The sequence below is a fragment of the Microbacterium sp. MYb72 genome (assembly GCF_002979415.1).
In the GTDB taxonomy this organism is placed as follows: Bacteria; Actinomycetota; Actinomycetes; order Actinomycetales; family Microbacteriaceae; genus Microbacterium; species Microbacterium natoriense.
This window is the reverse complement of sequence record NZ_PCOT01000046.1, coordinates 1-23118: the sequence shown is the minus strand read 5'-3', so window position 1 is coordinate 23118 and position 23118 is coordinate 1. Positions and strand designations below refer to the sequence as shown.

General features: G+C 70.0%; 23 protein-coding genes. 5 read left to right on the top strand and 18 right to left on the bottom strand.

Annotation, left to right across the window (positions count from 1 at the left end):
* Window positions 1-99 precede the first annotated feature (99 nt).
* Genes CQ047_RS17660 through CQ047_RS17650 form a run of 3 tightly spaced genes read right to left on the bottom strand, consistent with a single transcriptional unit; the run spans window position 100 to window position 2322 of the window.
* Window positions 100-864, bottom strand: a complete 765-nt coding sequence (locus CQ047_RS17660) for a TIGR03943 family putative permease subunit (RefSeq protein ID WP_223585588.1) — start codon at window positions 862-864, stop codon at window positions 100-102.
* A complete protein-coding gene (locus CQ047_RS17655; protein WP_105677289.1) occupies window positions 857-1897 on the bottom strand; it encodes a permease in 1041 nt (346 codons plus the stop codon). Before CQ047_RS17655 ends, CQ047_RS17660 begins: the two co-directional genes overlap by 8 nt.
* On the bottom strand, window positions 1894-2322 hold the full coding sequence (locus tag CQ047_RS17650) for a Fur family transcriptional regulator (RefSeq protein ID WP_105677287.1): 429 nt from the start codon (window positions 2320-2322) through the stop codon (window positions 1894-1896). Before CQ047_RS17650 ends, CQ047_RS17655 begins: the two co-directional genes overlap by 4 nt.
* A gap of 272 nt (window positions 2323-2594) precedes the next feature.
* Between CQ047_RS17650 and CQ047_RS17645 the strand changes: the two genes are divergently transcribed.
* Complete coding sequence (locus CQ047_RS17645; RefSeq protein ID WP_105677286.1) at window positions 2595-3881, top strand: ATP-binding protein; 1287 nt, start codon at window positions 2595-2597, stop codon at window positions 3879-3881.
* Window positions 3882-3903: 22 nt separating this feature from the next.
* Here the strand turns inward: CQ047_RS17645 and CQ047_RS17640 are convergent, their stop codons facing one another.
* From CQ047_RS17640 to CQ047_RS17620, 5 genes are read right to left on the bottom strand one after another with little or no spacing between them, the layout of a single operon-like run.
* Complete coding sequence (locus CQ047_RS17640) at window positions 3904-4272, bottom strand: DUF5615 family PIN-like protein (protein WP_105677285.1); 369 nt, start codon at window positions 4270-4272, stop codon at window positions 3904-3906.
* The gene (locus CQ047_RS17635; protein ID WP_105677284.1) at window positions 4259-4681 is read right to left on the bottom strand and encodes a hypothetical protein; all 423 of its coding nucleotides are present in this window, start codon (window positions 4679-4681) and stop codon (window positions 4259-4261) included. The genes CQ047_RS17640 and CQ047_RS17635 overlap by 14 nt, the downstream gene beginning before the upstream one ends.
* 29 nt (window positions 4682-4710) lie before the next feature.
* On the bottom strand, window positions 4711-5553 hold the full coding sequence (locus CQ047_RS17630) for a metal ABC transporter permease (protein WP_105677282.1): 843 nt from the start codon (window positions 5551-5553) through the stop codon (window positions 4711-4713).
* Window positions 5550-6377, bottom strand: a complete 828-nt coding sequence (locus CQ047_RS17625; RefSeq protein ID WP_105677281.1) for a metal ABC transporter ATP-binding protein — start codon at window positions 6375-6377, stop codon at window positions 5550-5552. The genes CQ047_RS17630 and CQ047_RS17625 overlap by 4 nt, the downstream gene beginning before the upstream one ends.
* Window positions 6374-7366 (bottom strand): metal ABC transporter solute-binding protein, Zn/Mn family, encoded by a 993-nt coding sequence (locus CQ047_RS17620; protein ID WP_105677280.1) that lies wholly within the window; start codon window positions 7364-7366, stop codon window positions 6374-6376. Before CQ047_RS17620 ends, CQ047_RS17625 begins: the two co-directional genes overlap by 4 nt.
* Before the next feature lie 139 nt (window positions 7367-7505).
* Between CQ047_RS17620 and CQ047_RS17615 the strand changes: the two genes are divergently transcribed.
* Entirely contained in the window at window positions 7506-9047 is a 1542-nt protein-coding gene (locus CQ047_RS17615) for a serine hydrolase (RefSeq protein ID WP_181155998.1), read from the top strand.
* A gap of 85 nt (window positions 9048-9132) precedes the next feature.
* On the opposite strand, the gene CQ047_RS17610 is transcribed toward CQ047_RS17615, so the two are convergent.
* The 4 genes from CQ047_RS17610 to CQ047_RS17595 are packed head-to-tail and all read right to left on the bottom strand — an operon-like array spanning window position 9133 to window position 13898.
* Window positions 9133-10812, bottom strand: a complete 1680-nt coding sequence (locus tag CQ047_RS17610; protein WP_105677276.1) for a glycoside hydrolase family 13 protein — start codon at window positions 10810-10812, stop codon at window positions 9133-9135.
* Window positions 10813-10861: 49 nt separating this feature from the next.
* The gene (locus CQ047_RS17605; protein WP_105677274.1) at window positions 10862-11740 is read right to left on the bottom strand and encodes a carbohydrate ABC transporter permease; all 879 of its coding nucleotides are present in this window, start codon (window positions 11738-11740) and stop codon (window positions 10862-10864) included.
* Window positions 11740-12651 carry a carbohydrate ABC transporter permease gene (locus CQ047_RS17600; RefSeq protein WP_105677273.1) on the bottom strand — a complete coding sequence of 304 codons (912 nt, stop codon included), beginning with the start codon at window positions 12649-12651 and terminating at the stop codon, window positions 11740-11742. Before CQ047_RS17600 ends, CQ047_RS17605 begins: the two co-directional genes overlap by 1 nt.
* Window positions 12648-13898 (bottom strand): ABC transporter substrate-binding protein, encoded by a 1251-nt coding sequence (locus CQ047_RS17595; protein WP_105677293.1) that lies wholly within the window; start codon window positions 13896-13898, stop codon window positions 12648-12650. Before CQ047_RS17595 ends, CQ047_RS17600 begins: the two co-directional genes overlap by 4 nt.
* A 149-nt stretch (window positions 13899-14047) precedes the next feature.
* On the opposite strand from CQ047_RS17595, the gene CQ047_RS17590 reads away from it, so the two are divergent.
* Window positions 14048-15265, top strand: coding sequence for an ROK family protein (locus tag CQ047_RS17590; protein WP_105677271.1), 1218 nt, complete (start codon window positions 14048-14050; stop codon window positions 15263-15265).
* Window positions 15266-15417: 152 nt separating this feature from the next.
* Here the strand turns inward: CQ047_RS17590 and CQ047_RS17585 are convergent, their stop codons facing one another.
* The 4 genes from CQ047_RS17585 to CQ047_RS17570 form a co-directional block, all read right to left on the bottom strand.
* The gene (locus CQ047_RS17585; RefSeq protein WP_105677270.1) at window positions 15418-16767 is read right to left on the bottom strand and encodes a dihydrolipoamide acetyltransferase family protein; all 1350 of its coding nucleotides are present in this window, start codon (window positions 16765-16767) and stop codon (window positions 15418-15420) included.
* 124 nt (window positions 16768-16891) lie between these two features.
* The gene (locus CQ047_RS17580; RefSeq protein ID WP_105677269.1) at window positions 16892-17872 is read right to left on the bottom strand and encodes an alpha-ketoacid dehydrogenase subunit beta; all 981 of its coding nucleotides are present in this window, start codon (window positions 17870-17872) and stop codon (window positions 16892-16894) included.
* Window positions 17873-17984: 112 nt separating this feature from the next.
* Window positions 17985-19112, bottom strand: coding sequence for a pyruvate dehydrogenase (acetyl-transferring) E1 component subunit alpha (gene pdhA / locus CQ047_RS17575; RefSeq protein WP_105677268.1), 1128 nt, complete (start codon window positions 19110-19112; stop codon window positions 17985-17987).
* 85 nt (window positions 19113-19197) lie between these two features.
* Entirely contained in the window at window positions 19198-20271 is a 1074-nt protein-coding gene (locus tag CQ047_RS17570; protein ID WP_374954075.1) for a histidinol-phosphate transaminase, read from the bottom strand.
* Between the two features lie 168 nt (window positions 20272-20439).
* Between CQ047_RS17570 and CQ047_RS17565 the strand changes: the two genes are divergently transcribed.
* On the top strand, window positions 20440-20844 hold the full coding sequence (locus CQ047_RS17565; RefSeq protein ID WP_105677266.1) for a phage holin family protein: 405 nt from the start codon (window positions 20440-20442) through the stop codon (window positions 20842-20844).
* 48 nt (window positions 20845-20892) lie between these two features.
* On the opposite strand, the gene CQ047_RS17560 is transcribed toward CQ047_RS17565, so the two are convergent.
* Both CQ047_RS17560 and CQ047_RS17555 read right to left on the bottom strand, forming a co-directional pair.
* Window positions 20893-22167, bottom strand: a complete 1275-nt coding sequence (locus CQ047_RS17560) for a hypothetical protein (RefSeq protein WP_105677265.1) — start codon at window positions 22165-22167, stop codon at window positions 20893-20895.
* 8 nt (window positions 22168-22175) lie between these two features.
* Window positions 22176-22439, bottom strand: coding sequence for a hypothetical protein (locus CQ047_RS17555; RefSeq protein WP_105677264.1), 264 nt, complete (start codon window positions 22437-22439; stop codon window positions 22176-22178).
* A 201-nt stretch (window positions 22440-22640) separates the two neighbouring features.
* On the opposite strand from CQ047_RS17555, the gene CQ047_RS17550 reads away from it, so the two are divergent.
* On the top strand, window positions 22641-23090 hold the full coding sequence (locus CQ047_RS17550; RefSeq protein ID WP_258132734.1) for a low molecular weight protein-tyrosine-phosphatase: 450 nt from the start codon (window positions 22641-22643) through the stop codon (window positions 23088-23090).
* Window positions 23091-23118: the final 28 nt, after the last annotated feature.

Below are 23118 nucleotides of genomic sequence, written 5' to 3'. Positions count from 1 at the left end.
GCATCCGCGCCCGACGTATCAGCGGCAGCGGCAGCCTCTCGCGCCGCGCGCATCTCGGCGCGCGTGCGCGGCACCGCAGGGGCGTCCGGCCGCTCGTCGTCAGTACTCATACGGATCCCCCGGCTCGTCGATCGCCTCGACCGAGGTGGGCTCGACGTGCAGTGCGCCGTCGGCATCCGCCTTGACGGCTCCGGTGACCTTGACCCACTGACCGGTCTTGAACTCGCCGGCGGTGATCGTGACCGGGACGTTCGCGGGCTGCGCGTCGATCACGCAGTGCGTGATGACGAGCCTGGTGAGGTTCACGCCCTTGCTGCCCTGCGGGGTGATGAAGCCGGTGAGGGTCACGGTCGTGCCGTCGAAGGCGGAGGTGTTGGTGGAGGTCGCGAAGACGCTGGCCCAGTCGCCGACCCCGAACTTCGTGGTGTCGGCGACGCCGAGCGTGACGTCATCGGCCCCGGCGAACAGCGCGGAGGACTCGCCCGCGCGCGACATGGCGAGCTCGACCGAGAGCGAGGCGGGGGGCAGCACGAGCGCCGCGACGACGACGCCGGAGGCGATCACGCCTCCCGTCACCGTGGCCGTGGCCGCCAGAGCGCCGGGGCTCGCGTGCTCGTGGCCGTGATCGTGCCCCTCCTCCTCGCCGAGCGGCAGGGTGCACGACCAGATCGCGCCGATCAGGGTCACGACGGCGGCGGCACACGCGAACCAGACCGACTCCGGGCTGATGTAGAGCGTGAGTCGACCGGTGACGCCGAGCCCGAGGGTCACGACGGCGAGCACGGTCGCGAGGCCGATGCCCAGCCACCGGGAGCCCAGCGAACGGGCCCGGGACGGTGCGTGAGTGTGCGCGGACTCAGACAAAGACGTTCACCCCGATCCCGATCGCGAAGGCGGCGAGCACCACGACGCCGACGATGCCGGCCAGGGTGCGGGTGGTGAACGTGGTGCGCATGAGCGCGAGCATCTTCACGTCGACCAGAGGACCGACCAGCAGGAACGCCACGAGGGCGCCGGCCGAGAACGTCGAGGCGAACGACAGCGCGAAGAAGGCGTCGACGTTGGAGCAGATCGCGACCGTCATGGCCAGGGCCATCATCGCCACGATCGACAGCACCGGATTCGCGCCGATCGCGAGCAGCACGTCGCGCGGCACCAGCACCTGCACGGCCCCGGCGAGCGCGGATCCGATCACGAGCGCCGGCATCACGGCGCGCAGCTCGACGAGGAACTGCGTGAGACTGCGGCGCACGGGCGTGCCGGGCTCGTGCGCGACGCGCTCACAGGTGTCGACGAAGCGCTGGGTGAGCAGGGCGTCGGGAGAGGGATGCCGGCTGTAGATCCAGCCGATCAGGTTCGCGATCAGGTAGCCGCCGACGAGACGGGCGACGAGGATGCCGTCGTCGAAGCCGAAGGCCGCGTGCGTCGTGAGGATCACGATCGGGTTCACGATCGGCGCCGCGATCAAGAAGGTGAGCGCCTCGGCGGGGGCGAGACCGCGCATCATGAGACCGCGGGCGAAGGGCACGTTGCCGCACTCGCACACCGGGATCAGCATCCCCAGCAGCGACAGCACGGCCCGTCGAGCCCACGCCCTCTTCGGCAGCCAGCGGTGGATGACGTCGGCGGGCAGCCACACCTGCACGACGATCGACAGCAGCACGCCGAGCACCACGAACGGCAGCGCCTCGATGAGGACGCTCATCGAGAGGGTCAGGCCGTCCTGCGCGCGATGCGGCAGGGATGCCGTGTACAGCGTCGGAACGAAGCGGTCGACCAGGAACAGCGCGGCGACGATCGCGGCGCCCAGGCCCACGCCGATCCACGGAGAGCGCGGCGGGCGTGCCGAGCGGTGCGCGTGCGGAGCGGGCGGCGCCGCGGTGGCGGAGCTGCTCACGCGCTCGCTTCCTCGAGGTCGGTTCGAGCCGCGGCGGCCTTCTTCGAGCACGGGGTGCAGAGTCCGAAGATGTCGACGACGTGCGCGGCATCCGTGAATCCGTGCAGGGCGGCGGTGCGATGCGCCCACTGCTCGACGTCTTTGGCCTCGATCTCCACGGTCAGACCGCAGGATCGGCAGATCAGGTGATGGTGGTGCCCCTGGGTGGTGCAGGCGCGGTACAGCGCCTCCCCTTCGGGGCTCTGCAGCGAGTCGGCGTCGCCGGATGCCGCGAGTCCGGCGAGCGCGCGGTACACCGTCGCGAGGCCGATGCCGGTGTTGTCGTCGCGGAGGCTCGCGTGCAGGCTCTGCGCGCTCACGAATCCGCGGGCGTCGGCGAGCGCTTCGCGCACGCGTTCGCGCTGCCAGGTGTTCCGCTGAGCCATAAGGAGAGTCTAATCGCCGGTGTTCTCCCCGGCCTGGGAACCGTCACCCGCCCTCCCGTCGCCCCCGTCGACTTCCCGTGAAGTCGACGAGTGCACCGGATCTTCACGTCGACAAGCCGTGCACTCGGCGAGAACCCGTGCGCTCGACGGCAGGCGAGAGGATGCCGGGACGGTGGGGGCGAGAGACGCGGGAGCGGGGAGTGTTACGGGCGGGTTCGGCCGGGGTGCATGCGACTCGGTATCGTTGCGGCATCCGAGACGAGGGAGTCCAGATGACCGGCTGGCGACTGCGCGAGTTCCACAACGACGATCTGGGCGGCATCCTGCACCTGTGGGAGGAGCTCAAGCGCGCCGGCATCGAGCCGGTGTACGACCTCAGCGAGGTCGTCGCCTCCTGCCAGAAGGACCACGCGATCGTCGCGGTGCACGGAGACGATGTGATCGCCGCCGTGGTCGGACGCGCGGCTCACGACCAGGGCTGGGTCGTGTTCTTCGCGATCGACGAGGCCTGGCGCGACCGCGGCATCGGCTCGGCGCTCCTCGGCGCCCTGGAGAAGAGCATGGCGCCGCACGGGCTGACGAAGCTCTCAGCGCTGATGCCCGAGGTCGAGACGCGGCTCGCCGCCTTCGCGGCGCGCGGGTTCGAGTCGAAGCACCACCTGAAGTACTTCGAGCGGCGCATCCCGGTGCAGCGGCAGGAGCTCACCTCCCTCGCCGAGCTCGGCGGCCGCCTCATGCCGCGCGACCTGTGGGAGTCGGTGTCGGGCATGCGGCGCGAGAAGGAGATCCTGGAGCAGCGGCTCGTGCTGCCTCTCGCCGAACCCGACCTCGCGGAGAGCTTCGGCGTCGTGCCACCGCGCGCCGTGGTGCTGTTCGGCCCTCCCGGCACCGGTAAGACGACCTTCGCGAAGGCCATCGCCTCGCGTCTGGAGTGGTCGTTCGTCGAGGTGTTCCCCTCGCGGCTGGCCGCCGATCCGAAGGGTCTCGCCGGCGCGCTGCGGGACACCTTCACCAAGATCTCCGAGCTCGAGCACGCCGTGGTCTTCATCGACGAGGTCGAGGAGATCGCCGCCCAGCGGTCCGGCGAGCCGCCGTCCCCGCTGCAGGGCGTCACGAACGAGCTGCTGAAGATCATCCCGACCTTCCGAGAGCAGCCGGGCCGCCTCCTGGTGTGCGCCACGAACTTCATCCGCGCGCTCGACAGCGCGTTCCTCCGCCACGGACGCTTCGACTACGTCATCCCCATCGGGCTGCCCGACCGGGCGGCGCGGGCGGCGATCTGGCTCCGCTACATCCCCGCACAGGTGTCGGATGCCGTCGACATCGACATCCTCGTCGACCGCACGGAAGGCTTCTCCCCCGCCGACATCGAGTTCGCGGCGCGGAGCGCCTCGCAGCGCGCGTTCGAGGTGGCCATCGCGTCGGGCGCCACGGCATCCGCCCCCGACGGACCGAGCACGCAGGACTACCTCGAGGCGATCGCCGGCACCCGCACCACCGTCTCCCCCGAGACCGCGGCCGAGTTCCTGGAAGACATCGAGGCGCTCGCCCGGGTGTGAGCCGAGACGCGTCCGAGTCGATTCAGCTCGACAGCCACCACACGAACCCTGGCCGCCCGATGCCGGGGGGCGGGTCTGCGGCGAAAGCGAGCAGCGATCGCCGCAGCCTCTCGAGCCCCGGCCGAGTGCGCGGGAAGCGGGCGTGGTGGCAGAAGACGACGCCCGCGTGGTCGGGAAGCCGCGCCATCGCGATCCCGAAGGTCGTGACGTCCTCGGTGACGACGATGCGCCCTTCCCCGTTCGCTGCGCGCAACACGGAGGTGTCGTCGACCCCGAGCATCTCCGCGCGCTCCACGATCGCCGTGGCGTCGAGCCCGGCCTCGCGAAGCGATGCAGCGAGCCGAGACGGGTAATGCTCGTCGAGCAGCAGCCTGATGTCAGGCGGCGTCAATCGCCCTGCGCCTCTCCCACGCGGCCAGCGCCTCGTCCTGTGCGGACCGGTGCCGCTCGATGACGTCGTCGATCTCGGCACGGTTCTCGGCCCAGTAGTTCAGCGCATCGTCGATCGTCGCCAACGGCAGGCCCAGTGTCTCGGCCAGCGCCTGCGGACTGCGCTCGCTCACGTCGTGAGCAAGCCAGGCCTCGGCGATCGTCCAGACCTGGGGACCGCCGATCACGGCGGCCCGCCGCTCTCCGGTCTCGACGGCGAGGAAGCGGATGCTCGGGTGCAACTGCATCCGGAGCCACTCCTCGACGGCGCTGTTGATGACGCTCGACTTCGTCTGACCTGTGGTCTTGACGAAGCGCGTGAGTGCATCGTTGACCGCCTCTGTGAAGCGTACGTTCGTCGGCGCTACCATGCACTACAGTGTAGCAACAGCCGTGGACGTCAGGCCCGGCGCACCCGCCCGCGCACGCGCTGCACGAGCCAGCACACGACGTAGATCAGGAACGACAGCGTGGTGATGTACGGGCTCACCGGGAGGGTTCCGGCGAGCGCGAGCAGGATGCCGCCCACCGCCGCCGTGAAGCCGAACAGCGCCGCGAGCAGCGGCACGGCCAGCGGCCCGGCGGTGACGCGCATGGCGGCGGCTGCGGGGGTCACCAGCAGCGCCATGACGAGCAGGGCGCCGATGATGTGCACGCTCACGGCCACGATCAGGCCGAGCAGCACCATGAAGATCAGGCTCACCGCGCGCGTGGGCACGCCGCGCGCGGCCGCCGACTCGGGGTCGAGCGAGTCGAACCGCAGCGGGTTCCACATGAGCAGCAGGCCGAGGAGGACGACGAGGCTGATGCCGATCAGCCAGCCGAGGTCGGGGCTCGACACCGACACGATCTGCCCGGTGAGCAGGCTGAACCGGTTGGCGCTGCGCCCGTCGTAGAGCGACAGGAAGAGGATGCCGAGTCCGAGCCCGAACGGCATGAGCACGCCGACGACCGAGTTGCGGTCCCGCGCCTTGGCGCCGAGCAGCCCGATGAGGATCGCGGCCACGAGCGCCCCGCCGAGGGATCCGGCCACCACGCTCCCGCCGAACAGCAGGGCCGCGGCGGCGCCGGCGAACGAGAGCTCGCTCACTCCGTGGACGGCGAAGGCGAGGTCGCGCTGCATCACGAACACGCCGATCAGGCCGCCGACGATGCCGAGCACGGCGCCGGCGATGATCGAGTTCGCGAGGAGGGCGACGAGCTCGCCGTAGTCCTGGAAGGAGAAGACGTCACCCCAGTTCATGCGGCGCCCTCCTCGTCGTGCGCGTGGTGAGGCTCGACGTCAGGGACCCCGACGACCACCAGCCGGTCGCCGGCCCTGAGCACGAACACCGGGGTGCCGTAGAGATCGGTGAGGACCCTCGTCTGCAGCACCTCGTCGGGGGTGCCGAGCACGAAGCGTCCGCCGGCGATGTAGAGGATGCGGTCGACCCTGCCGAGGATCGGGTTGATGTCGTGCGTGACGAACAGGACAGCGGCCTCGCGGTCGCGTCGCTGGCGGTCGATGATGTCGGTCACCGCGACCTGGTTCGCGAGGTCGAGGGCGGAGAGCGGCTCGTCGCACAGCAGCAGCGAGGGCTCGTCGGCCAGCGCCTGACCGACGCGGAGCCGCTGCTGCTCTCCCCCCGACAGGAGTCCGACCCGGCGCTCGGCGTAGTGCGCCGCGCCGACCGACTCCAGGAGGCGGTCGACCTTCGCCCGGTCGCCGCGGTGCGGCAGGGGCAGCCCGAAGCGGCTGCCCTGCACGCCGAGGGCGACGAGGTCGCGGGCCCGCATGCTGGTGTCCGCGGGGATGGACCGCTGCTGCGGGATGTACCCGATGCGCGGGTTCCCCCGGCGAACGGGCTCTCCTGCCACGGTGATCGTCCCGGCCGACAGCGGCTGCAGACCGAGGATGCTGCGCAGCAGCGTGGTCTTGCCCGAGCCGGAGGGCCCCAGCACCGCGATGAACTCGCCGGGGTTCACCGTGAGGTCGAGCCCCGACCACAGCTCTCGGTCGCCGCGGTGGAGAGCGGCGCCGCTGATCTCCAGCACGGGCGCGGCGACGCCCTCCCCGGCGCCGCTCACGGGGTGACGGCGGCGGCGAGGTTCTTGATCGCGTCACGCATCCACTCAGCGTACGACGATCCGTCCTGCAGCAGCTCCGAGAAGGACACGACGGGCACGCCCGCCTCCTTCGCCGCGTCTTCGACGCGCTGCGTCTCGGAGCCTCCGGTCTGCGCGTTCACGAGCAGGGCGCGCACCGAGCCGCCCTTGATCACGTCGAGCGCCTTGAGCAGGGTGGCCGGTGCGACGTCGGTGCCCTCCTCGACCGACTCGGCGAACCCGTCGGGGGTCGCGTCGGTGAGTCCTGCGGCTTCGACGAGGTAGCCGGGCAGCGGCTCGGTCATGAAGACCTCTGCTCCTGCGGCCTCGGTCTTCAGCGTCTCCAGGTCGCCCTCGAAGCCCTCCAGCTCGGCGGTGATCTTCGCGGCGTTGGCCTCGAAGTCGCTCTTGCCATCGGGGTCGAGCTCGGTGAACTCCTCGGCGATGGCCTCCACGACGTGGGTCATGGTGTGCGGGTCGAACCAGACGTGCTCGTTGAAGCCCTCGATGTGGTCGTGTCCTGCGTGGCCGTCGGCCTCATCGCCGTGGTCGTGGGCGTGGTCCTCGGCATCCGCGTCGTGCCCCTCGTTGCCGGGGTAGTCGTGCGAGTACTCCACCGCGGTGACGACGGCCGGGTCCTTGGCGTCCTCGAGCAGCGTGTCGACGAACGCGTCGTAGCCTCCGCCGTTCTCGATCACGAGGTCGGCCTTCTGCACGGCGAGGCGGTCACGGGCCGTGGCCTCGTAGGAGTGCGGGTCCTGCGCGGCGTTGTCGATGATCGAGGTGACGTCGACCCGGTCGCCGCCGATCTCCGCGGCGATGGATCCGTACACGTTGGTCGACGCGACGACGCGGATGCCGCCGGCATCCGCTCCCCCCGTGGGTGAAGCCCCCGAGGTCGACCCTGCGCAGCCCGAGAGCGCGAGAGCGGCGACGGAGACGAGGGCGAGAGCGGCGAGGGGCTTGTGCATGCTCCCACTCTAAACGCTAATGAGAACCATTATCAAATCTTCGTCGTGGTGCACACGCCGACATCGATTCTCGGTCGTCCGGGACATTGTGTCGCGCGCCGCGGCACGGGAGCCTGGACGAACAGACCGAAGGAGCCCCATGTCCAGTGAAACCTTGGCCGTCCCCCTCGTCGATCAGCTCGACGCCTTCTTCGGGCAGTACACCGCAGCGGGTCAGGCCCGGGGGCTCGTGTACGGGCTCGTCGGCCCGGACGGACTCGCGCACAGCCGGGGGTTCGGCGCCGCCGACGCCGACGACAGGGCGCCGGATGCCGACACCGTGTTCCCGATCGCGTCGATCACGAAGAGCTTCGTCGCACTGGGGGCGCTGCTGGCCAGGGACCGCGGTCTTCTCGACATCGAGGCGCCGATCACGGACTTCTTCCCCGAGTGGCACGGCACCGTCGGCGACGAGCCCGCCGCCGCGCCGACCCTGCGACAGCTGCTCAGCATGAGCGGGGGCCTCACCGAGGACAACTCCTGGGTCGATCCGTTCCTCGGTCTGAGCGAGACCGAGCTCGTGGATCGGATCAGACCGGGTCTCGCCTACAGCAACCACCCGGGAACGGTCTTCGAGTACTCGAACATCGGCTTCACGATGGCCGGTCTCGCGGTCGCCAAGGCCGTCGGCATGCGCGTGGAGGACTGGGTCACGGAGGAGATCCTGCGCCCGCTCGGCATGGCCCGCACCTGGTTCGACAACCGCGCACCCGACGGCGGGTTCCATCGCGCGGTCGGGTACTCGCTGGATGCCGACGGGAACTGGGTGGCCTTCCCTCCCCAGGTCTCCGATGCGATGGCCGCCGCCGGCGGCATGCACTCCACGATCAACGACCTCAGCATCTGGGTGGCGTTCCTCGCGGCGGCGACCCGTCCGGGCGGCGATGACGCGATCGTCGCCAGGGCGACGCGGCGCGAGCTGCAGCGCATCCATCAGGTCGACATCCCGTCGCTGCAGGCACGGCCCGAGGGGACCTGGAAGTTCGTGGCGGGAGGCTACGCGCTCGGCCTCTTCGTGCGCCACGACCTGCACCGCGGGTCGATCGTGTCGCACAGCGGCGGGCTCCCGGGGTTCATCCTGAACATCGTGTGGCACGCCTCCTCCGGCACCGGGGTGATCGTGCTCACCAACAGCCATCGCGGCAACCCGGTCGGGCTGTCCGAGGATGCGCTGCTCCGCACGCTCTCCGTCAACGCCACCCCGGCGCGGGTGGTCCGACTGTGGCCGGAGACGCGTCGGCTGATGGCCGCGGCCGACGGGCTGGTCCGCTCGTGGGACGACGGCGCCGCGGCCGAGATCTTCGCCGACAACATCGACTTCGACCGCCGGCTCGCCCAGCGCAGAGCAGCGATCGACGAGCTCATCTCCCAGGTCGGCGGACTCCGCGAGGGGTCCGATGCGCCCGAGATCCTGTCCTCCGCCACGCCGGCCGACGTCACCTGGTCCCTCCCCGGCGTCCGGGGCGAACTGATCTGCATGATCCATCTCACGCCCGTGCAGCCCGCGCAGATCCAGGAGTTCGAGGTGATCGCCGTCGACCGCACGGTGCCGCGGAGCGCCCGCCCCACCGACATCTCCGCCCGACGCCGCGCATACGTCACGCCGACCGTGAGCTCGCTGCCGAACACCGCGGTGGTGTGAACCGGCGCCACCTGGCCCCGCAGGGCGATGCGGGCCCGCCGATCTCGACGACCGACAGGCCCGCAGCGCGTGCAGCGGACGGGCGTCAGCCGATGAGGCCCGCCGGGGCGATCCACACCGTGGACTCGCCAGGCACCGCACCGCCGTCGAGGGCGCCCAGCACGACGTCGACGGCATCCTTCCCGAGGTCGAACGGCTCCGTGCCGAAGTTCGTCACGACCTGCCAGCCGTTCGGGCGGGCGAAGCGCAGCACGTCGGCACGGCCGGTCTCGATCCACTGCAGGCTCTCGTCGGCCTGCAGCACCCGACGCAGGCGCAGCGCCTCGCGGTACAGCGACAGCGTCGACGAGGGATCCGCGGCCTCGACGTCTGCGGCGAACGCGGCGAACCACGCCGGCTGGGGCAGGTGCGCCTCGACGGCCCCGAATCCGAAGGAGGGCCCGGATGCCGTCCACGGCAGCGGCACGCGGCAACCGTCACGGCCCAGTCCGTCGAACTCGCCGCCGCGGAAGAACGTCGGGTCCTGACGCTCCTCCGGTGTGATCTCGGCGACCTCCTGGAGGCCGAGCTCCTCGCCCTGGTACAGGTACGTGCTGCCGGGCAGGCCCAGCAGCAGCAGGGTCGCGGCGTGCGCGCGGCGGAGGCCCTGCTCGCGGTCGATGCCCTCGTCCGGCCCCCCGGCGGCGACCCATTCGGTGCCCTGCTTGACGTGTCGTCCGTTCAGCGCCGGCAGGCCGTAGCGCGTCGCGTGACGGGTGACGTCGTGGTTGGAGAGCACCCAGGTCGTCGAGGATCCCGTCGTGTCCGACTGCGCGAGGTTGTCGGTGATGATCGTGCGGAACTCTTCCGCGTCGAAGTCGGCGACGAGCAGGTCGAAGTTGAACGCCTGCCCCAGCCCCTCGGCGGAGGCGTACTTCGCGCGGCGCTCCGGCGTCGACACCCACGCCTCGGCGACGGCCGTGCGCGGCGGGTCGTACTCGTCGAACACGCGGCGCCACTCGGCGTAGATCTCGTGCACGTCGTCACGGTCGATCAGCGGGTGGTTGCCGTCCTGCGGGATCGCGTCGAGCTCTGCGCGGCTGGGCAGCGGCTCGCTGAGATCCTTCGTGAGCATGTGGGCGACGTCGATGCGGAAGCCGTCGACCCCGCGGTCCGACCAGAAGCGCAACGTCGTCAGGAAGTCCTCGCGCACCTCGGGGTTGTCCCAGTTGAGGTCGGGCTGCTCGACGGCGAAGTTGTGGAAGTACCACTGCCCGTCCTCGACCCGCTCCCAGGCGGAGCCGCCGAACACCGACACCCAGTCGGTCGGAGGAAGCTCGCCGTTCTCGCCCTTCCCCTCGCGGAAGATGAAGCGCTCACGGGCGGCGGAGCCGCGCCCTGCGGCGAGCGCCTCCTGGAACCACGCGTGCAGGTCGGACGTGTGGTTGGGAACGATGTCGACGACGACCCTGATGCCACGGGCGTGGAGGGCTGCCACCATGGCGTCGAAGTCCTCGAGCGTGCCGAGGCGGGGGTCGACGTCGCGGTAGTCGGCCACGTCGTAGCCGCCGTCGGCGAGAGCCGAGGGGTAGAACGGGCTGAGCCACACGGCATCGATGCCGAGCTTCTCGAGGTAGTCGACGCGGGAGAGGATGCCGGGGATGTCGCCCAGGCCGTCTCCGTTCGCATCGGCGAAGCTCCGCGGGTAGATCTGGTAGACGGCGGCCTGACGCCACCATGCGGCGGTGTCGGCGGTGCGGGTCTCGACGAGGAGAGCGTCGGTCATGAGGGGTCGTGCTCCTTCTTTCTTGTGGGTGGTTCTGCGGGTGTGCGGCTCAGCCCTTGACGGCGCCCTGGGTCACGCCCTCCATGACGAAGCGCTGCGTGAACAGGTAGGCAAGGATCGCCGGGGCCATCGCCATCAGGTACGAGGCGAAGGACACGTTGTAGTTGTTGCTGAACTGAGTCTGGAACAGGTTCTGCCGCACCGGAAGGGTCTGCAGTGCGGGATCGGAGATGATCAGCGACGGCATCATGAAGTCGTTCCAGGCGTACAGGAAGGCGAAGATGCCGACCGTGGCGCTCATCGGCGCGAGCAGCGGGAAGATCAGCTTCCAGAACGTCTGCCACGTCGTCGCGCCGTCGATGCGGGCGCTCTCCTCGAGCTCCATGGGGATCGACCGCAGGAACGCCGTGAACAGCAGCACGCTGAAGCTGAGCTGGAACATCGTGGCGAGGATGATCACGCCGAACGGGTTGTCGAGCCCCACGCGTCCGGTGAGCTGGATCTGCGGGAGGGCCACGACGGGGAACGGGATGAACATCGCCGCGAGCAGGTAGAAGAACGAGTACCGGAAGAGCTTCCGATCCCAGTTGCGCACGATCGCGTAGGAGGCGAGCGCGGCGAGGAGGATGGTCGCGACGACGGTGCCGGCGGTGACGAGCAGCGAGATGCCGGCGCCGACGGGGAACTTCGTGAGGTTCCAGGCGGCGACGAACCCTTCGATGCTGAAGGGCGCCGGCAGGGAGAAGGCGTTGCCGTCGACGGCCTGGGAGGTCGTCTTGAACGCCATCGAGATGGTCACGTACAGCGGCAGGAGCACGGTGACCGCGCACAGGATCAGGATGATCGTTCCCGACCAGTTGACCCTCTCCATCCTGATGCGGGGTTTGCGGCCGGAGGCGGTGACGGTGGTGAGTGTCTGCGTCGACATCAGAGTGCGTTCCTTCCGCGGGTCATCGAGAGCTGGAGCAGGGAGATGAGGATGGCGACGATGAAGAAGATGGTCGCGTTGGCCATCTGGTAGGCGTAGTCGCCGCCGTTGAAGCCCGCGATGATCGTCATGGCGACGCTGCGGGTGGAGGTGCCTGGGCCGCCGTTGGTGAGGCCGACGATGATGTCGTAGGCGTTCAGGAAGCCCTTGAACCCGAGGATGATGTTGATCACCACGTACCCCGCCACGAGCGGCACGGTGATGCGGGTGAGCTGCTGGGTCTTGTTGGCGCCGTCGATCGACGCGGCCTCGTAGACCTCGCCCGGCACCGACAGGAGACCGGCGATGTAGATCAGCAGGGTGCCGGGGACCGCCTGCCACGCGGTCACGATCACGATGGCCACCCAGGCGAGGTCGGGGTTGGCGAGCAGGCTCGTCTCCAGCCACGGGATGCCGGTGGCCGCGCCAGCCGCAGGGAGCGAGTTCGAGAACAGGAAGTTGAAGACGTAGGCGATGATGATGCCCGAGATCACCATCGGGATCACGAACACCGTGCGCAGCCCTGTCTTGAAGCGGATGCGGGATGTCAGCCCCACCGCGAGCAGGAAGGCCACGATGTTGACGACGATGACCGTCGCGATCGAGAAGCCGAACGTGAACAGATAGCTCTGCAGGATCGCCGGGTCGCTGAAGACGGCGATGTAGTTCGTGAGCCCGTTGAAGCTCCAGTCGCCGATGCCGATCGAGTCGGTGAAGCTGAAGAAGATGCCGATGACCCCGGGCAGCGTGATCGCGAGCGTGAACAGCAGCAGCGTCGGGAGCAGGAACAGGTAGTAGATCGGCTCGACGCGGCGCGAGCTGCGCCGTACGGTGCGGTCGCCCGAGGTGACGATCGTGGTCGTGGTGCTCATTCGCCGGACTCCTCTGTCTCGGTCTTCACGACCGGTGCGCGGAAGGCGACGCGCGCCCAGTCGGCATCCATCGTGCGGAGTGTCGTGTTCGGGTCTGCACCAAGCACCATCGCCTGGGCGTAGTTGAAGACGGGGATCGTCTTCGGGACGAGCACCGACGGACCCTGGTAGATCCGGCCGTCGTCGTAGTAGTCGATCATCCCGGCGATGCGCGGATCGCTCGGTGCCGGAGCATTCTCGGTCGGCGTGAAGCCGAGCTGGGACTCGTTGTAGGCCTCGATGTTCTGCGGCTCGTACAGGAACTCCAGGAAGTCGCGTGCGGCCTCCTGGTGCCGCGACCCCTCGGGGATCATGGCGGCGAGGTCCATGTTGACGCGCACAGCGAGATCGTCGGGGTCGTCGGTCATCGGCAGCGGGAACGTGCCCAGCTGCAGGTCGGGGGCCGTCTTCGCGATCTCGCTGAACGCCCACGGACCCTGCAGGTACATCGCGGCCTCGCCCTTCGAGAAGGCGAGGTTGCCGTCGCCGTAGCCGCGGCTGGGTGCGTCCTCGTTGACGTAGTCCTTCGTCAGCTGGAGCATCCTGTCCATCGGCTCGGCGAAGTCGTTCTGGAACGACACGGTCGAGTCGGGTCCGACGTCGGCGCCCTCGGCGTTCATGCCGTCGAAGAAGTCGATCACGTCGATCGAGCCGCCGAGGGAGTAGTCGTACCAGCCCTGCCCGACGGTCCAGTCGTCCTTGAAGGTCGCGTAGAACGGGGTGATGCCCGCGGCCTTGAGCTGGTCGCACGCCGCGATGAGCTCGTCCCAGGTCTGCGGGACCTCGATGCCCTGGGCGGCGAAGATCTCCTTGTTGTAGATGACGGATGCCGCCATCACCGAGTACGGCAGGGCGCTGGTGCGTCCGGCGCACGAGCCGTACTGGTCCATGAGGGGCTGGAGGTCGTCGCGGACGGATGCCGCGGCATCCGTGTCTCCGAGATCGGTGAGCGCGCAGCGCTGCACGAACCGGGCGATCTCGAAGTTGTAGTTGGCGAGCATGATGTCGGGCGGGTTGCCGCGCACGAAGCTGGCCGAGACCACGTCGACGCCCGAGGTGTCGATCTCGACGCGCACGTCGCTCTGCGATGCGTTGTACTCGGCCACGAGGTTCGTCATGAACTCGATCGCTTCACGTTTGCTGAAGGTGAAGCGGATGGTCTCGCGACCGTCTCCCGCGGCGCAGCCCGTGAGTGCGGCGCCGATCATGATCAGCGCGGTCGCACCGGCCGCGAGTCGTTGGGGTTTCACAGACACCGTCGTCCTTCCGATTGGTAGATCCGTAGACTAAATCTAGTGAGCGAATTTACTTCGTCGGACGGTACTCTCTCATTGGAGAAGAGGGCAGGTCAAGAGCCGTGACAGAAGTTTCTGCAGATCTGGGCACCGGACGCGCGAGCGTCGGGGCCGTCCTCGACTTCGCCTGGACCGCCGGCGAGTTCACCGCGACCGAGGTCATGGCGGCCACCTCTCTCACCCGATCCACCGCGATCGATGCCGTGGACACCCTGGTCAGCGGGCAGATCCTGCGCGAACTCCCGAACGCCCGTGCGGTCGGCGCCTACCGCGCGGGGCGGCCGGCGCGGCGCTTCGCCCTGATGCCCGATCTGGGCGTCGTCGTGGGCATCGACGCGGGAGACACGCACCTCGCCGTGACCGTCGCCGACCCGCTGCAGACGACGCTCGTGCAGCACCGCACCGATGTCGACCCCGAGGAGACACCGGAGGAGCGTCTGGCGATCATCCTCGAACGCCTCCAGGACGCCCTCTCCGAAGCCGGTCGCACCCGCGACGATCTCCTCGCGATCTGCGTCGGCGTCGCCGCCCCCGTCACCCGCGACGGCATCTCACCCCCGCATCCGGAGGGGTTCTGGGAGCGCACGAACCCGGGGCTCGCCACAGCGCTGCGCGACTGGGCGCCGGTCGTCGAGATCAAGAACGACGCCCTGCTCGCCGCCGTCGCCGAGGGCGCGCAAGGCGCGGCGATCGGATGCCGGGACTACGTCGCCCTGCTCGCCGGCGAGCGCTTCGGCGGCGGCGTCGTCGTCGACGGCCACCTGCTGCACGGCGCCCACGGCGGCGTCGGCGAGGGCGTCGTGTTCGATCACATCATCGGGGTCGGCTCGGCGTTCGGCCTCGGTCCGGCGCTGCACCATCAGCTGCTCGCCGCCGTGGACACCGGAGAGGTCGACGCCGGCAGCCCGATCGGCCGGCTCGTCGACGCCGAGCGGATCGACCCCCGCCTCGTCCTGACCCTCGCCGCCGCAGGCGACGCCGACGCCCTGCTCATCGCCGGCCAGCTGGGCGAGACCGTCGCCCGCATCGTCGGTGTGCTCGGCAGCATGTACGACCCCGCCCGCGTCATCATCTGCGGCGCCGTCGCCGAGAGCATCGAGCCCGTGCTGGCCGCCGCCCGCGCCGTGCTGCCGTCACAGCTGCACCTCCCCGCCCCCGAACTGCTCGCCTCGTCGCTCGGGGCCGAGGTGGTCTCGCTCGGCGCCGTCGCGACGGCGCGGCGTGCGGCGCGGGAGCGCGCCGTGCCGCTGCTGGCCGAGCGGCGGCTGGCGCGGGGGTAAGCCCCGGCATCCGGCTTCCCGGGCGCGGGGGCGCGGTGGGAAAACAGAGACGAACTCGATCCGCCCCGGCGTTGCACGCCACGACACGCCGGAGATCAGCAGGTCGGTCTCCGTTTTCCGACGGCGCGGGCGTCCGACCTGAACGGCCGACCTCAGTCGACGAGCAGCGCGGGCTCCTCCAGCACGCTCGCCACGTCGGCGATGAAGCGGCTCATGCCGTCGCCGTCGATCACGCGGTGGTCGAACGAGCCGGCGACCGTGGTCACCCAGCGGGGGCGCACCTCGCCGTCGACGACCCACGGCTTCTGGCTGATCGTGCCCATGGCGACGATGCCGGCCTCGCCGGGGTTGATGATCGGGGTGCCGGCATCCATCCCGAACACGCCGATGTTGGTGATCGTGATGGTTCCGCCCTGCTGGTCGGCGGGGCTGGTCTTGCCCTCGCGCGCCGTGAGCGTGAGACGGTTCAGGGCACGGGCGAGGTCCTTCATGCCGAGGTCCTGCGCGTCCTTGATGTTCGGCACGAGGAGTCCCCGCGGGGTGGCCGCGGCGATGCCGAGGTTCACGTAGTGGCGCACGACGATCTCGGCGCCGTTCTCGGTCTCGACCCACGCCGCGTTCACCATCGGGGTGCGGCGGGCCGCCCAGATCACGGCGCGCGCCATGATGAGCAGCGGCGAGACGCGGATGTCGGCGTAGTCCGGGGAGGCCTTGAGCCGCTTGACGAGCTCCATCGTGCGGCTCGCGTCGATCTCCTTCCACACCGTCACGTGCGGGGCCGAGTAGGCGCTCTGCACCATGGCCGACGAGGTCGCCTTGCGGACGCCCTTGACCGGGATGGACTCGGTGCGACCCGGCTCGTCGGCGTGCGGAGCGGATGCCGGAGCCGGAGCGAGACCTCGGGCGAGGCCCACCGGCGCGCTCTGCGGGGCGGGCACGGTCTCCTCACGGACGGCGCCCCACTCGGGCGTCTCGATGTTGCGGAACACGCTCGCCTGGGAGGCGTGCTTCATCACGTCGTCGCGGGTGACCTCGCCGTCGGCTCCCGTCGGGGTGACCGTCGTGAGGTCGACGCCGAGGTCGCGGGCGAGCTTGCGGATCGGCGGCTTCGCGATCACGCCGACCGACGAGCGCACCGGGCGCTCGGCCGGGCGCTTGCGGCGCGACGTGGCGCCGCCGCCAGAGCCGTAGCCGACGAGCACGGAGCCGCCGCCCTCCTCAGCTGCCGGAGCGGCAGGGGCCGCGGGCGCAGCGGGAGCGGCATCCGTCACGAAGCTGATGATCGGGGTGCCGACCTCGACCGTCGTCCCCTCGGCGACGAGCAGCTCACCGACGACCCCCGCGTGTGGGGACGGGAGCTCGACGAGCGACTTGGCCGTCTCGATCTCGCAGATGACGTCGTTGATCGCGACCGCGTCGCCGGGGGCGACCTTCCAGGCGACGATCTCGGCCTCGGTGAGGCCTTCGCCGACGTCGGGGAGGGTGAAGTTCTGCGTGCTCATTTCGAGTCCTTTCGGCTGGCGCCTCGTCCGAAACTCCGGAGATCCACGGCCTGATCCCCACTCTGACGCAGATTCAGCGGCGAAGGGGCGCAATTCTCCGGAGTTCTGGAGCGCCAGTTGTACATCAGTAGGCCAGCGAACGGTCGACGGCCTCGAGGATGCGGTCGGCATCCGGGAGGTACGCGCCCTCGAGCTTCGCCGGGGGGAACGGGGTGTCGTAGCCCGACACCCGCAGCACGGGAGCCTCCAGCGCGTAGAACGCCCGCTCCATCACGGTCGCGGCGACCTCGCTGCCGAGGCTCGTGAAGCCCTGCGCCTCCTGGGCGTAGACCATGCGGCCGGTCTTGCGCACCGAGTCGAGGATCGGCTCGTAGTCGATGGGCGACAGCGAGCGCACGTCGACGACCTCGCAGCTGGTGCCCTCGGCCTCGGCGAGCGCGGCGGCCTGCAGCAGGGTCGTGACCATGGCGCCGTGGCCGACGAGCGTGACGTCGGTGCCGGTGCGCACGACGCGCGACGAGTGCAGCGGCGCCGCGGACGCGTCGAGCTCCACCTCGCCCTTGGTCCAGTAGCGGCTCTTCGGCTCCATGAAGATCACGGGATCGTTCGAGGCGATCGCCTCCTGGATCATCCAGTACGCGTCGTTCGGCGTCGACGGCGACACCACGCGCAGACCCGGGGTGTGCGCGAAGTACGCCTCCGGGCTCTCCTGGTGGTGCTCGACCGCGCCGATGTGCCCGCCGTACGGGATGCGGATCACGATCGGGAGCGAGAGCCTGCCCTCGTGCCGGTTCGTGAGCTTCGCGAGCTGCGTGGTGATCTGGTCGAACGCCGGGAACACGAAGCCGTCGAACTGGATCTCGATGACGGGCCGGAACCCGGTCATGGCGAGTCCGATCGCGGTGCCGACGATCCCCGACTCGGCGAGCGGGGTGTCGAGCACGCGGCGGTCGCCGAAGTCGCGCTGCAGGTGCTCCGTCACGCGGAAGACACCGCCGAGCTTGCCGATGTCCTCGCCCATGAGCAGGACCCGGTCGTCGTTCTCCATGGCCGCCCGGAGCCCCGCGTTCAGGGCCTTGCTGAACGGCATCGTCTCGAGAGTCATGCCTGGTGCCCCTTCACGGAGTTCGGACGATTGCAGGAATATCGGATGCTGCGGCACGGATCGTCCGAGAAAACGGCATCCGTCCGAGATTCGGATGCCGAGAACGCCGCGGTCACGCGTCGCCCCCGTCGAACGACGCCTCGTACCTGGCTCGCCACGCCTTCTGCTCGGCGATCAGCGGATGCGGCTCGCTGTAGACGTGATCGAAGATCTTGTCGGCGCTGGGCGGGCCCAGCTCCACGGTGCGCGCCCTGAGGTCCTCCGCGGCGTCGGCGCCCTCTGCCTCCACCTCGGCGAAGAACTCCGCCGAGGCTCCGCGGTTCTCCAGGAACGCGCGCATCCGCACGATCGGGTCGCGCTCGGCCCACGACTGCTCCTCCTCGGAGCCGCGGTACTTCGTGGGGTCGTCGCTGGTGGTGTGCGCGCCGAGCCGGTACGTCACGGCCTCGATCGCGCGGGGTCCGCCGCCGGCGCGGGCCTCGTCGAGGGCCACGCGCGAGACGGCGTAGCTGGCGAGGACGTCGTTGCCGTCGACGCGGACGCTGGGGATGCCGTAGCCGGCGCTGCGCTCGACGAGAGGCACCCGCGACTGGGTCGAGACCGGCACCGAGATCGCCCAGTGGTTGTTCTGCAGGAAGAACACCGTCGGGGCCTGGTAGCTGGCGGCGAAGACCATCGCCTCGTGCACGTCGCCCTGGCTGGACGCGCCGTCGCCGTAGTAGACGATGACCGCTTCGTCGCGCTCGGGGTCTCCCGTGCCGGTGCGGTCGTCGAAGGAGAGGCCCATCGCGTAGCCCGCGGCGTGCAGCACCTGCGAGCCGAGCACGAGGGTGTAGAGCCGGGTGTTGCCGTTCTTCGGGTCGGTCGGGTCCCAGCCGCCGTGCGAGACGCCGCGCATGAGCTTGATGATGTCGACCGGATCGACGCCGCGGATGCGGGTGACGGCGTGCTCGCGGTACGACGGGAAGATCGTGTCCTGCGCGCGGGCGGCGCGACCGGAGCCGACCTGGGCCGCCTCCTGGCCGCGGCTCGGCGGCCACAGCGCCAGCTGGCCCTGACGCTGCAGGTTCGTCGCCTGGGTGTCGATGGCCCGGATGACGACCATGTCACGGTAGAACTGCTCGAGCTCCGCATCGCTGATCTTCTCGATCAGCGGGAGGTAGCGCTCGGCGGCATCCGACGGGGCGAACCGTCCGGTCGCGTCGAGGACGCGCACGAGGGGGGTCTCGGAGGTAGTCACGGCTCTTACGCTACCCGCGCCCGCATGCCCCGGCACGCATACCTAGGACGCCCTTGTATCTGTCGGGAACCCGAAGAATCCCCGGTCAGAGGGCTGTCGCGGCGACGTCGAGCACGCGGGCGATGGACGCGTCCTCGCCCACGGAGATGCGGATGCCGTCGCCGGCGAACGGCCGGACGACGAGATCGTTCTGGAGGAAGAGCGCGGCCACGGCATCCGTCCGGTCGCCCGTCGGCAGCCAGACGAAGTTGCCCTGAGCGTCTGGCACATCCCACCCCTGGGCGCGGAGACGCTCGACGAGGCGCGTGCGGCGTTCGACGATCTCGGCGACGCGGGCGAGGAGCTCGGACTCGGCGTCGAGGCTGGCGATGGCGGCGTTCTCGGCCGCGGAGGTCACGGAGAGGGGGATGCCAGTGCTGCGGGCGGCGTCGAGCACCTTCTCGTTGCCGATCGCGTAGCCGATGCGCAGCCCCGCGAGACCGTATGCCTTGGAGAAGGTGCGCAGCACGACGACGTTGGGGTGCCGCTCGAAGACGCGCTCGGCGAGTCCGTCGACCGCGCCGGGGGCGGTGACGAACTCCGCGTACGCCTCGTCGAGGACGATGAGGACGTCTCCGGGGACGCGGGCCACGAAGTTCGCGAACTCGTCGCTCGTGATGATCGGCCCCGTCGGGTTGTTCGGCGTGCAGAGGATGATCGCGCGGGTGCGGTCGGTGACGGCATCCGCCATCGCGTCGAGGTCGTGGCGGAAGTCGGCGGTCAGCGGGACCTGGACGCCGGTCGCCCCCGCGACCAGAGGAAGGCTCGGGTAGGCCTCGAAGGAGCGCCACGCGTAGATGACCTCATCGCCGACGGATGCCGTGGCGAGGATGAGCTGGTGCAGGATCGAGACGCTTCCGGCGGCGACGTGGACCTGGTTCGGATCGACGCTGAAGCGGATGCCGAGGCGCTCGCGCAGGCGTCCGGCGGTGGCGTCGGGGTAGCGGTTGATCGGCGTCGTGTGCTGGAGCGCGTCGAGGACCGACGGCAGCGGCTCGAAGGGGTTCTCGTTGCTCGACAGCTTGTACGCATCGGGGCCGGCCTGCTTGCCCTGGCGGTACGGCGCGAGGGCGGCGATGGCGGGACGGATGCGCGGCAGGATCGGGTCGGTCACGGTCATGAGTCTACGAGTCCGCGGCCGAGACCCTCGGGCTCCGTGGAGGGGAGACGCAGGCGCGCAGACGGGACGAGAGCCGCCTGGGGTCGACGCAGCCGTCGCCGTGTCGATCGGCTGAGACCGAGGCACCCCGCTGACATCTCGGCGTCCTCGTGTGAGACTGGAGGGACTATGCGCTTCATCATCCGTGTCGTCGTGAACGCCTTCGCCCTGTGGGTGGTGACGCTGATCCCCGCGCTGCAGGTGCAGATCAAGGCCTTCGCGCCCGGCGAGACCCTGCAGCTCGTGCTGACCCTGCTCGCGGTGGCGGCGATCTTCGCCCTCGTGAACACGATCATCGGCACGATCGTGAAGATCGTCGCGTTCCCGCTCTACATCATCACGTTCGGCCTCATCGGCTTCGTGATCAACGGGTTCCTCCTGTGGCTCACGGCGTGGATCACGAGCGGATTCGGCTGGGGTCTCACCGTCGGGGACTTCTGGTGGGGCGTGCTCGCCGCGCTCATCATCTCGGTCATCAACGGCGTCTTCGGCTTCATCCTCCGCCCGCAGACCAAGAAGTCCCGCCGCGACTGACTCCCCCGCCCTGACTGGTCGGCGCGCTCCTCTCGTGTGCGCCATCGGTCAGTCCCGCGTCGCCCGGTACTCGGTCCGCTCGACCTCGACGGCCTCGTCGAGGTCGGCCCAGAACTCGCCGAGCGCCTCGATCCGCGGGTCGCCGGAGGCATCGGCCATCTCCGCCGTCTCGATGTAGGTGCGGAGCTGATGGGTCTCCAGCCCCGCGTCCTGGATGCCGTCGCGCGGGTCGCCCTCGCGCGTGACGGTGACGCTGTCGGCCGAGCCCGTGCCCCCGGGGGAACCGCCACCCGCGAGACTCGAGACGAGGTCGTCGGTGTGCCGGAACTGGACGATGGTCTGATCGTCGCCGAGAGCGGGCTCGACCGGACTCCCCGCGGTGATCTGCACCTTCACGTCGTAGTCCGACTCCATCGCGAGGTGCGCGGCGATCATGCCCGACTGCGAGTGGGCGACGACGTCGACCTCGTCGCCCGGCTTCGCCCCGGCCGCCGCGAGCGCGTCGAGCGTCGCCTGATAGGACGACGACCGCCGGCCCGTGTAGAGCTCTCGGTTGGACTTCATGTCCCACGGCTCCTTCCCGCCGAGCAGCGACTGCGGCCAGGCGTTCTGCGTGCCCGAGAGGTAGGTCACATACCTCGCCTCCCCTCCGGGCATCGTGTACTTCTCGACGGCGATCTGCGCGCCCGCCGCACTCGGCATCCTGCGGAGGGCATCGGCGGCCCCGGCGGGCGCGCCCGACGGCGAGGAGGTGCGCACGGGCGTCACCGAGACGGGATCGGCCGTGCCCGTGAGGCGCGACCCCGCCGGGATCACCCCGAGGCCCGTGGCGCCGACCGCGCTGGCCCCGAGGAACAGCGGCGCCAGCAGCCCGCCGAGGTCGAACTGGCTGTCGAGCCCTCGGAACCGCTCGTCCTTCCAGCCCTGCACGAGCAGAGTCGCCATGTCGGGGATGCGGGCGTCTCCGTCGGCGAGCCGCTCCATCCTCCGGCGCAGCGCATCGGCCCCGGCGTCGTGGGCGAGCGCCAGCGCGTCGGCCTCTGCCTGCAGCTCGACGTACTCGTAGACATCGGCCATCAGCCTGATCCCGATCACGGCCGAATCGCACTCAGACCGCAGTTCCTCCGCGCGCTCTCCACTCGCCCAGAGCGCCACGGTGTCGACCTGCTCGCCCGCCCCAGGGGCGTCGACGATGATGCGATGGGCCCGCATGATCGAGGAGCGCGCTCCGTCGATGTCCGTCGCGAGCGCCGCCAGCCGCGCCGCGACCTCCCGCAGCGACTCGGGGTCGACGCAGATCGCTCCGCCGTGGTCGATCTCCATCCCGCCGCTCACGATGCCAGCGCCCTCTCCATCTCCCGAGACCTCTCGTGCAGACGCGCGACCTCCGCCGCCGCGCCGTCGCGATAGCCGAGGAGCTCGCGTCGGAGGGCCCGCACACCCTCGGACTCCCACTCGGTGTCGGCGATCAGCGGGTCGAGTGCGGCCCCGACGGCATCCAGCGCTTGGACGGCCTCGTCGACGGCGTGACCGGCGAGGATCAGGGCCCAGGCCGCCTCTGAGCCGCCGGTGTCTGCGATGGCGAATGCGTACATGCGGCCAGCATCCACGATCCGCGATCGACGTGCGGGGCCGCGATCCGCGGAACGGCGACGACGGTGGACAGGTCACTCCAGAGGCTGAATGTGGAGGATGAGACTGCGGGATGAGCCGGAGACCGGCAGAATGGAACGGTGACATCCCCGGATCCCTTCCGCGTGATCTTCGTGTGCACGGGGAACATCTGCCGCTCCCCGATGGCGGAGGTCGTCTTCCGCGATCTCGCAGAGCGCCAGGGTCTGGGGTCGCGGATCGTCTCGCGCAGCGCGGGAACGGGCGACTGGCACCTCGGAGAAAGGGCCGATCAGCGCACGATCGACTCCCTCACCCGCCGCGGCTACGACGGCTCGCAGCACCGAGCGAAGCAGTTCACGACCGCATCCTTCGCCGACAACGACCTGGTCGTGGCGCTCGACCGCACCCATGAGCGCATCCTCCGCGAGTGGGCGCACGATGAAGACGAGGAGGGCAAGGTCACGCTGCTGCTCGCGTTCGACCCTGACGCCTCGACCCAGGACGTGCCCGACCCCTACTACGCCGGCACGGAGATGTTCGATGCGGTGCTCGGTATGATTGAGGCGGCGACGCGCGGCCTGTTCCGCCAGCTCGAACCGGCCCTTCGCGCCCCTCGCACGCCCCGAGCATAGGGGCCCGATCAGGAGGACTCCCCTGACT

What these genes read in the sequence shown, in the direction of transcription:
- CQ047_RS17565 (WP_105677266.1), top strand. Translation starts at nt 20,440, where the DNA reads ATGCGCTTCATCATCCGTGTCGTCGTGAACGCCTTCGCCCTGTGGGTG.
- CQ047_RS17585 (WP_105677270.1), bottom strand. Translation starts at nt 16,767, where the DNA reads ATGAGCACGCAGAACTTCACCCTCCCCGACGTCGGCGAAGGCCTCACC.
- CQ047_RS17580 (WP_105677269.1), bottom strand. Translation starts at nt 17,872, where the DNA reads ATGACTCTCGAGACGATGCCGTTCAGCAAGGCCCTGAACGCGGGGCTC.
- CQ047_RS17630 (WP_105677282.1), bottom strand. Translation starts at nt 5,553, where the DNA reads ATGAACTGGGGTGACGTCTTCTCCTTCCAGGACTACGGCGAGCTCGTC.
- CQ047_RS17555 (WP_105677264.1), bottom strand. Translation starts at nt 22,439, where the DNA reads ATGTACGCATTCGCCATCGCAGACACCGGCGGCTCAGAGGCGGCCTGG.
- CQ047_RS17610 (WP_105677276.1), bottom strand. Translation starts at nt 10,812, where the DNA reads ATGACCGACGCTCTCCTCGTCGAGACCCGCACCGCCGACACCGCCGCA.
- CQ047_RS17605 (WP_105677274.1), bottom strand. Translation starts at nt 11,740, where the DNA reads ATGTCGACGCAGACACTCACCACCGTCACCGCCTCCGGCCGCAAACCC.
- CQ047_RS17550 (WP_258132734.1), top strand. Translation starts at nt 22,641, where the DNA reads ATGGCGGAGGTCGTCTTCCGCGATCTCGCAGAGCGCCAGGGTCTGGGG.
- CQ047_RS17635 (WP_105677284.1), bottom strand. Translation starts at nt 4,681, where the DNA reads ATGGTAGCGCCGACGAACGTACGCTTCACAGAGGCGGTCAACGATGCA.
- CQ047_RS17615 (WP_181155998.1), top strand. Translation starts at nt 7,506, where the DNA reads ATGTCCAGTGAAACCTTGGCCGTCCCCCTCGTCGATCAGCTCGACGCC.
- CQ047_RS17560 (WP_105677265.1), bottom strand. Translation starts at nt 22,167, where the DNA reads ATGGAGATCGACCACGGCGGAGCGATCTGCGTCGACCCCGAGTCGCTG.
- CQ047_RS17595 (WP_105677293.1), bottom strand. Translation starts at nt 13,898, where the DNA reads ATGATCGGCGCCGCACTCACGGGCTGCGCCGCGGGAGACGGTCGCGAG.
- CQ047_RS17620 (WP_105677280.1), bottom strand. Translation starts at nt 7,366, where the DNA reads ATGCACAAGCCCCTCGCCGCTCTCGCCCTCGTCTCCGTCGCCGCTCTC.
- CQ047_RS17600 (WP_105677273.1), bottom strand. Translation starts at nt 12,651, where the DNA reads ATGAGCACCACGACCACGATCGTCACCTCGGGCGACCGCACCGTACGG.
- CQ047_RS17570 (WP_374954075.1), bottom strand. Translation starts at nt 20,271, where the DNA reads ATGACCGTGACCGACCCGATCCTGCCGCGCATCCGTCCCGCCATCGCC.
- CQ047_RS17645 (WP_105677286.1), top strand. Translation starts at nt 2,595, where the DNA reads ATGACCGGCTGGCGACTGCGCGAGTTCCACAACGACGATCTGGGCGGC.
- CQ047_RS17650 (WP_105677287.1), bottom strand. Translation starts at nt 2,322, where the DNA reads ATGGCTCAGCGGAACACCTGGCAGCGCGAACGCGTGCGCGAAGCGCTC.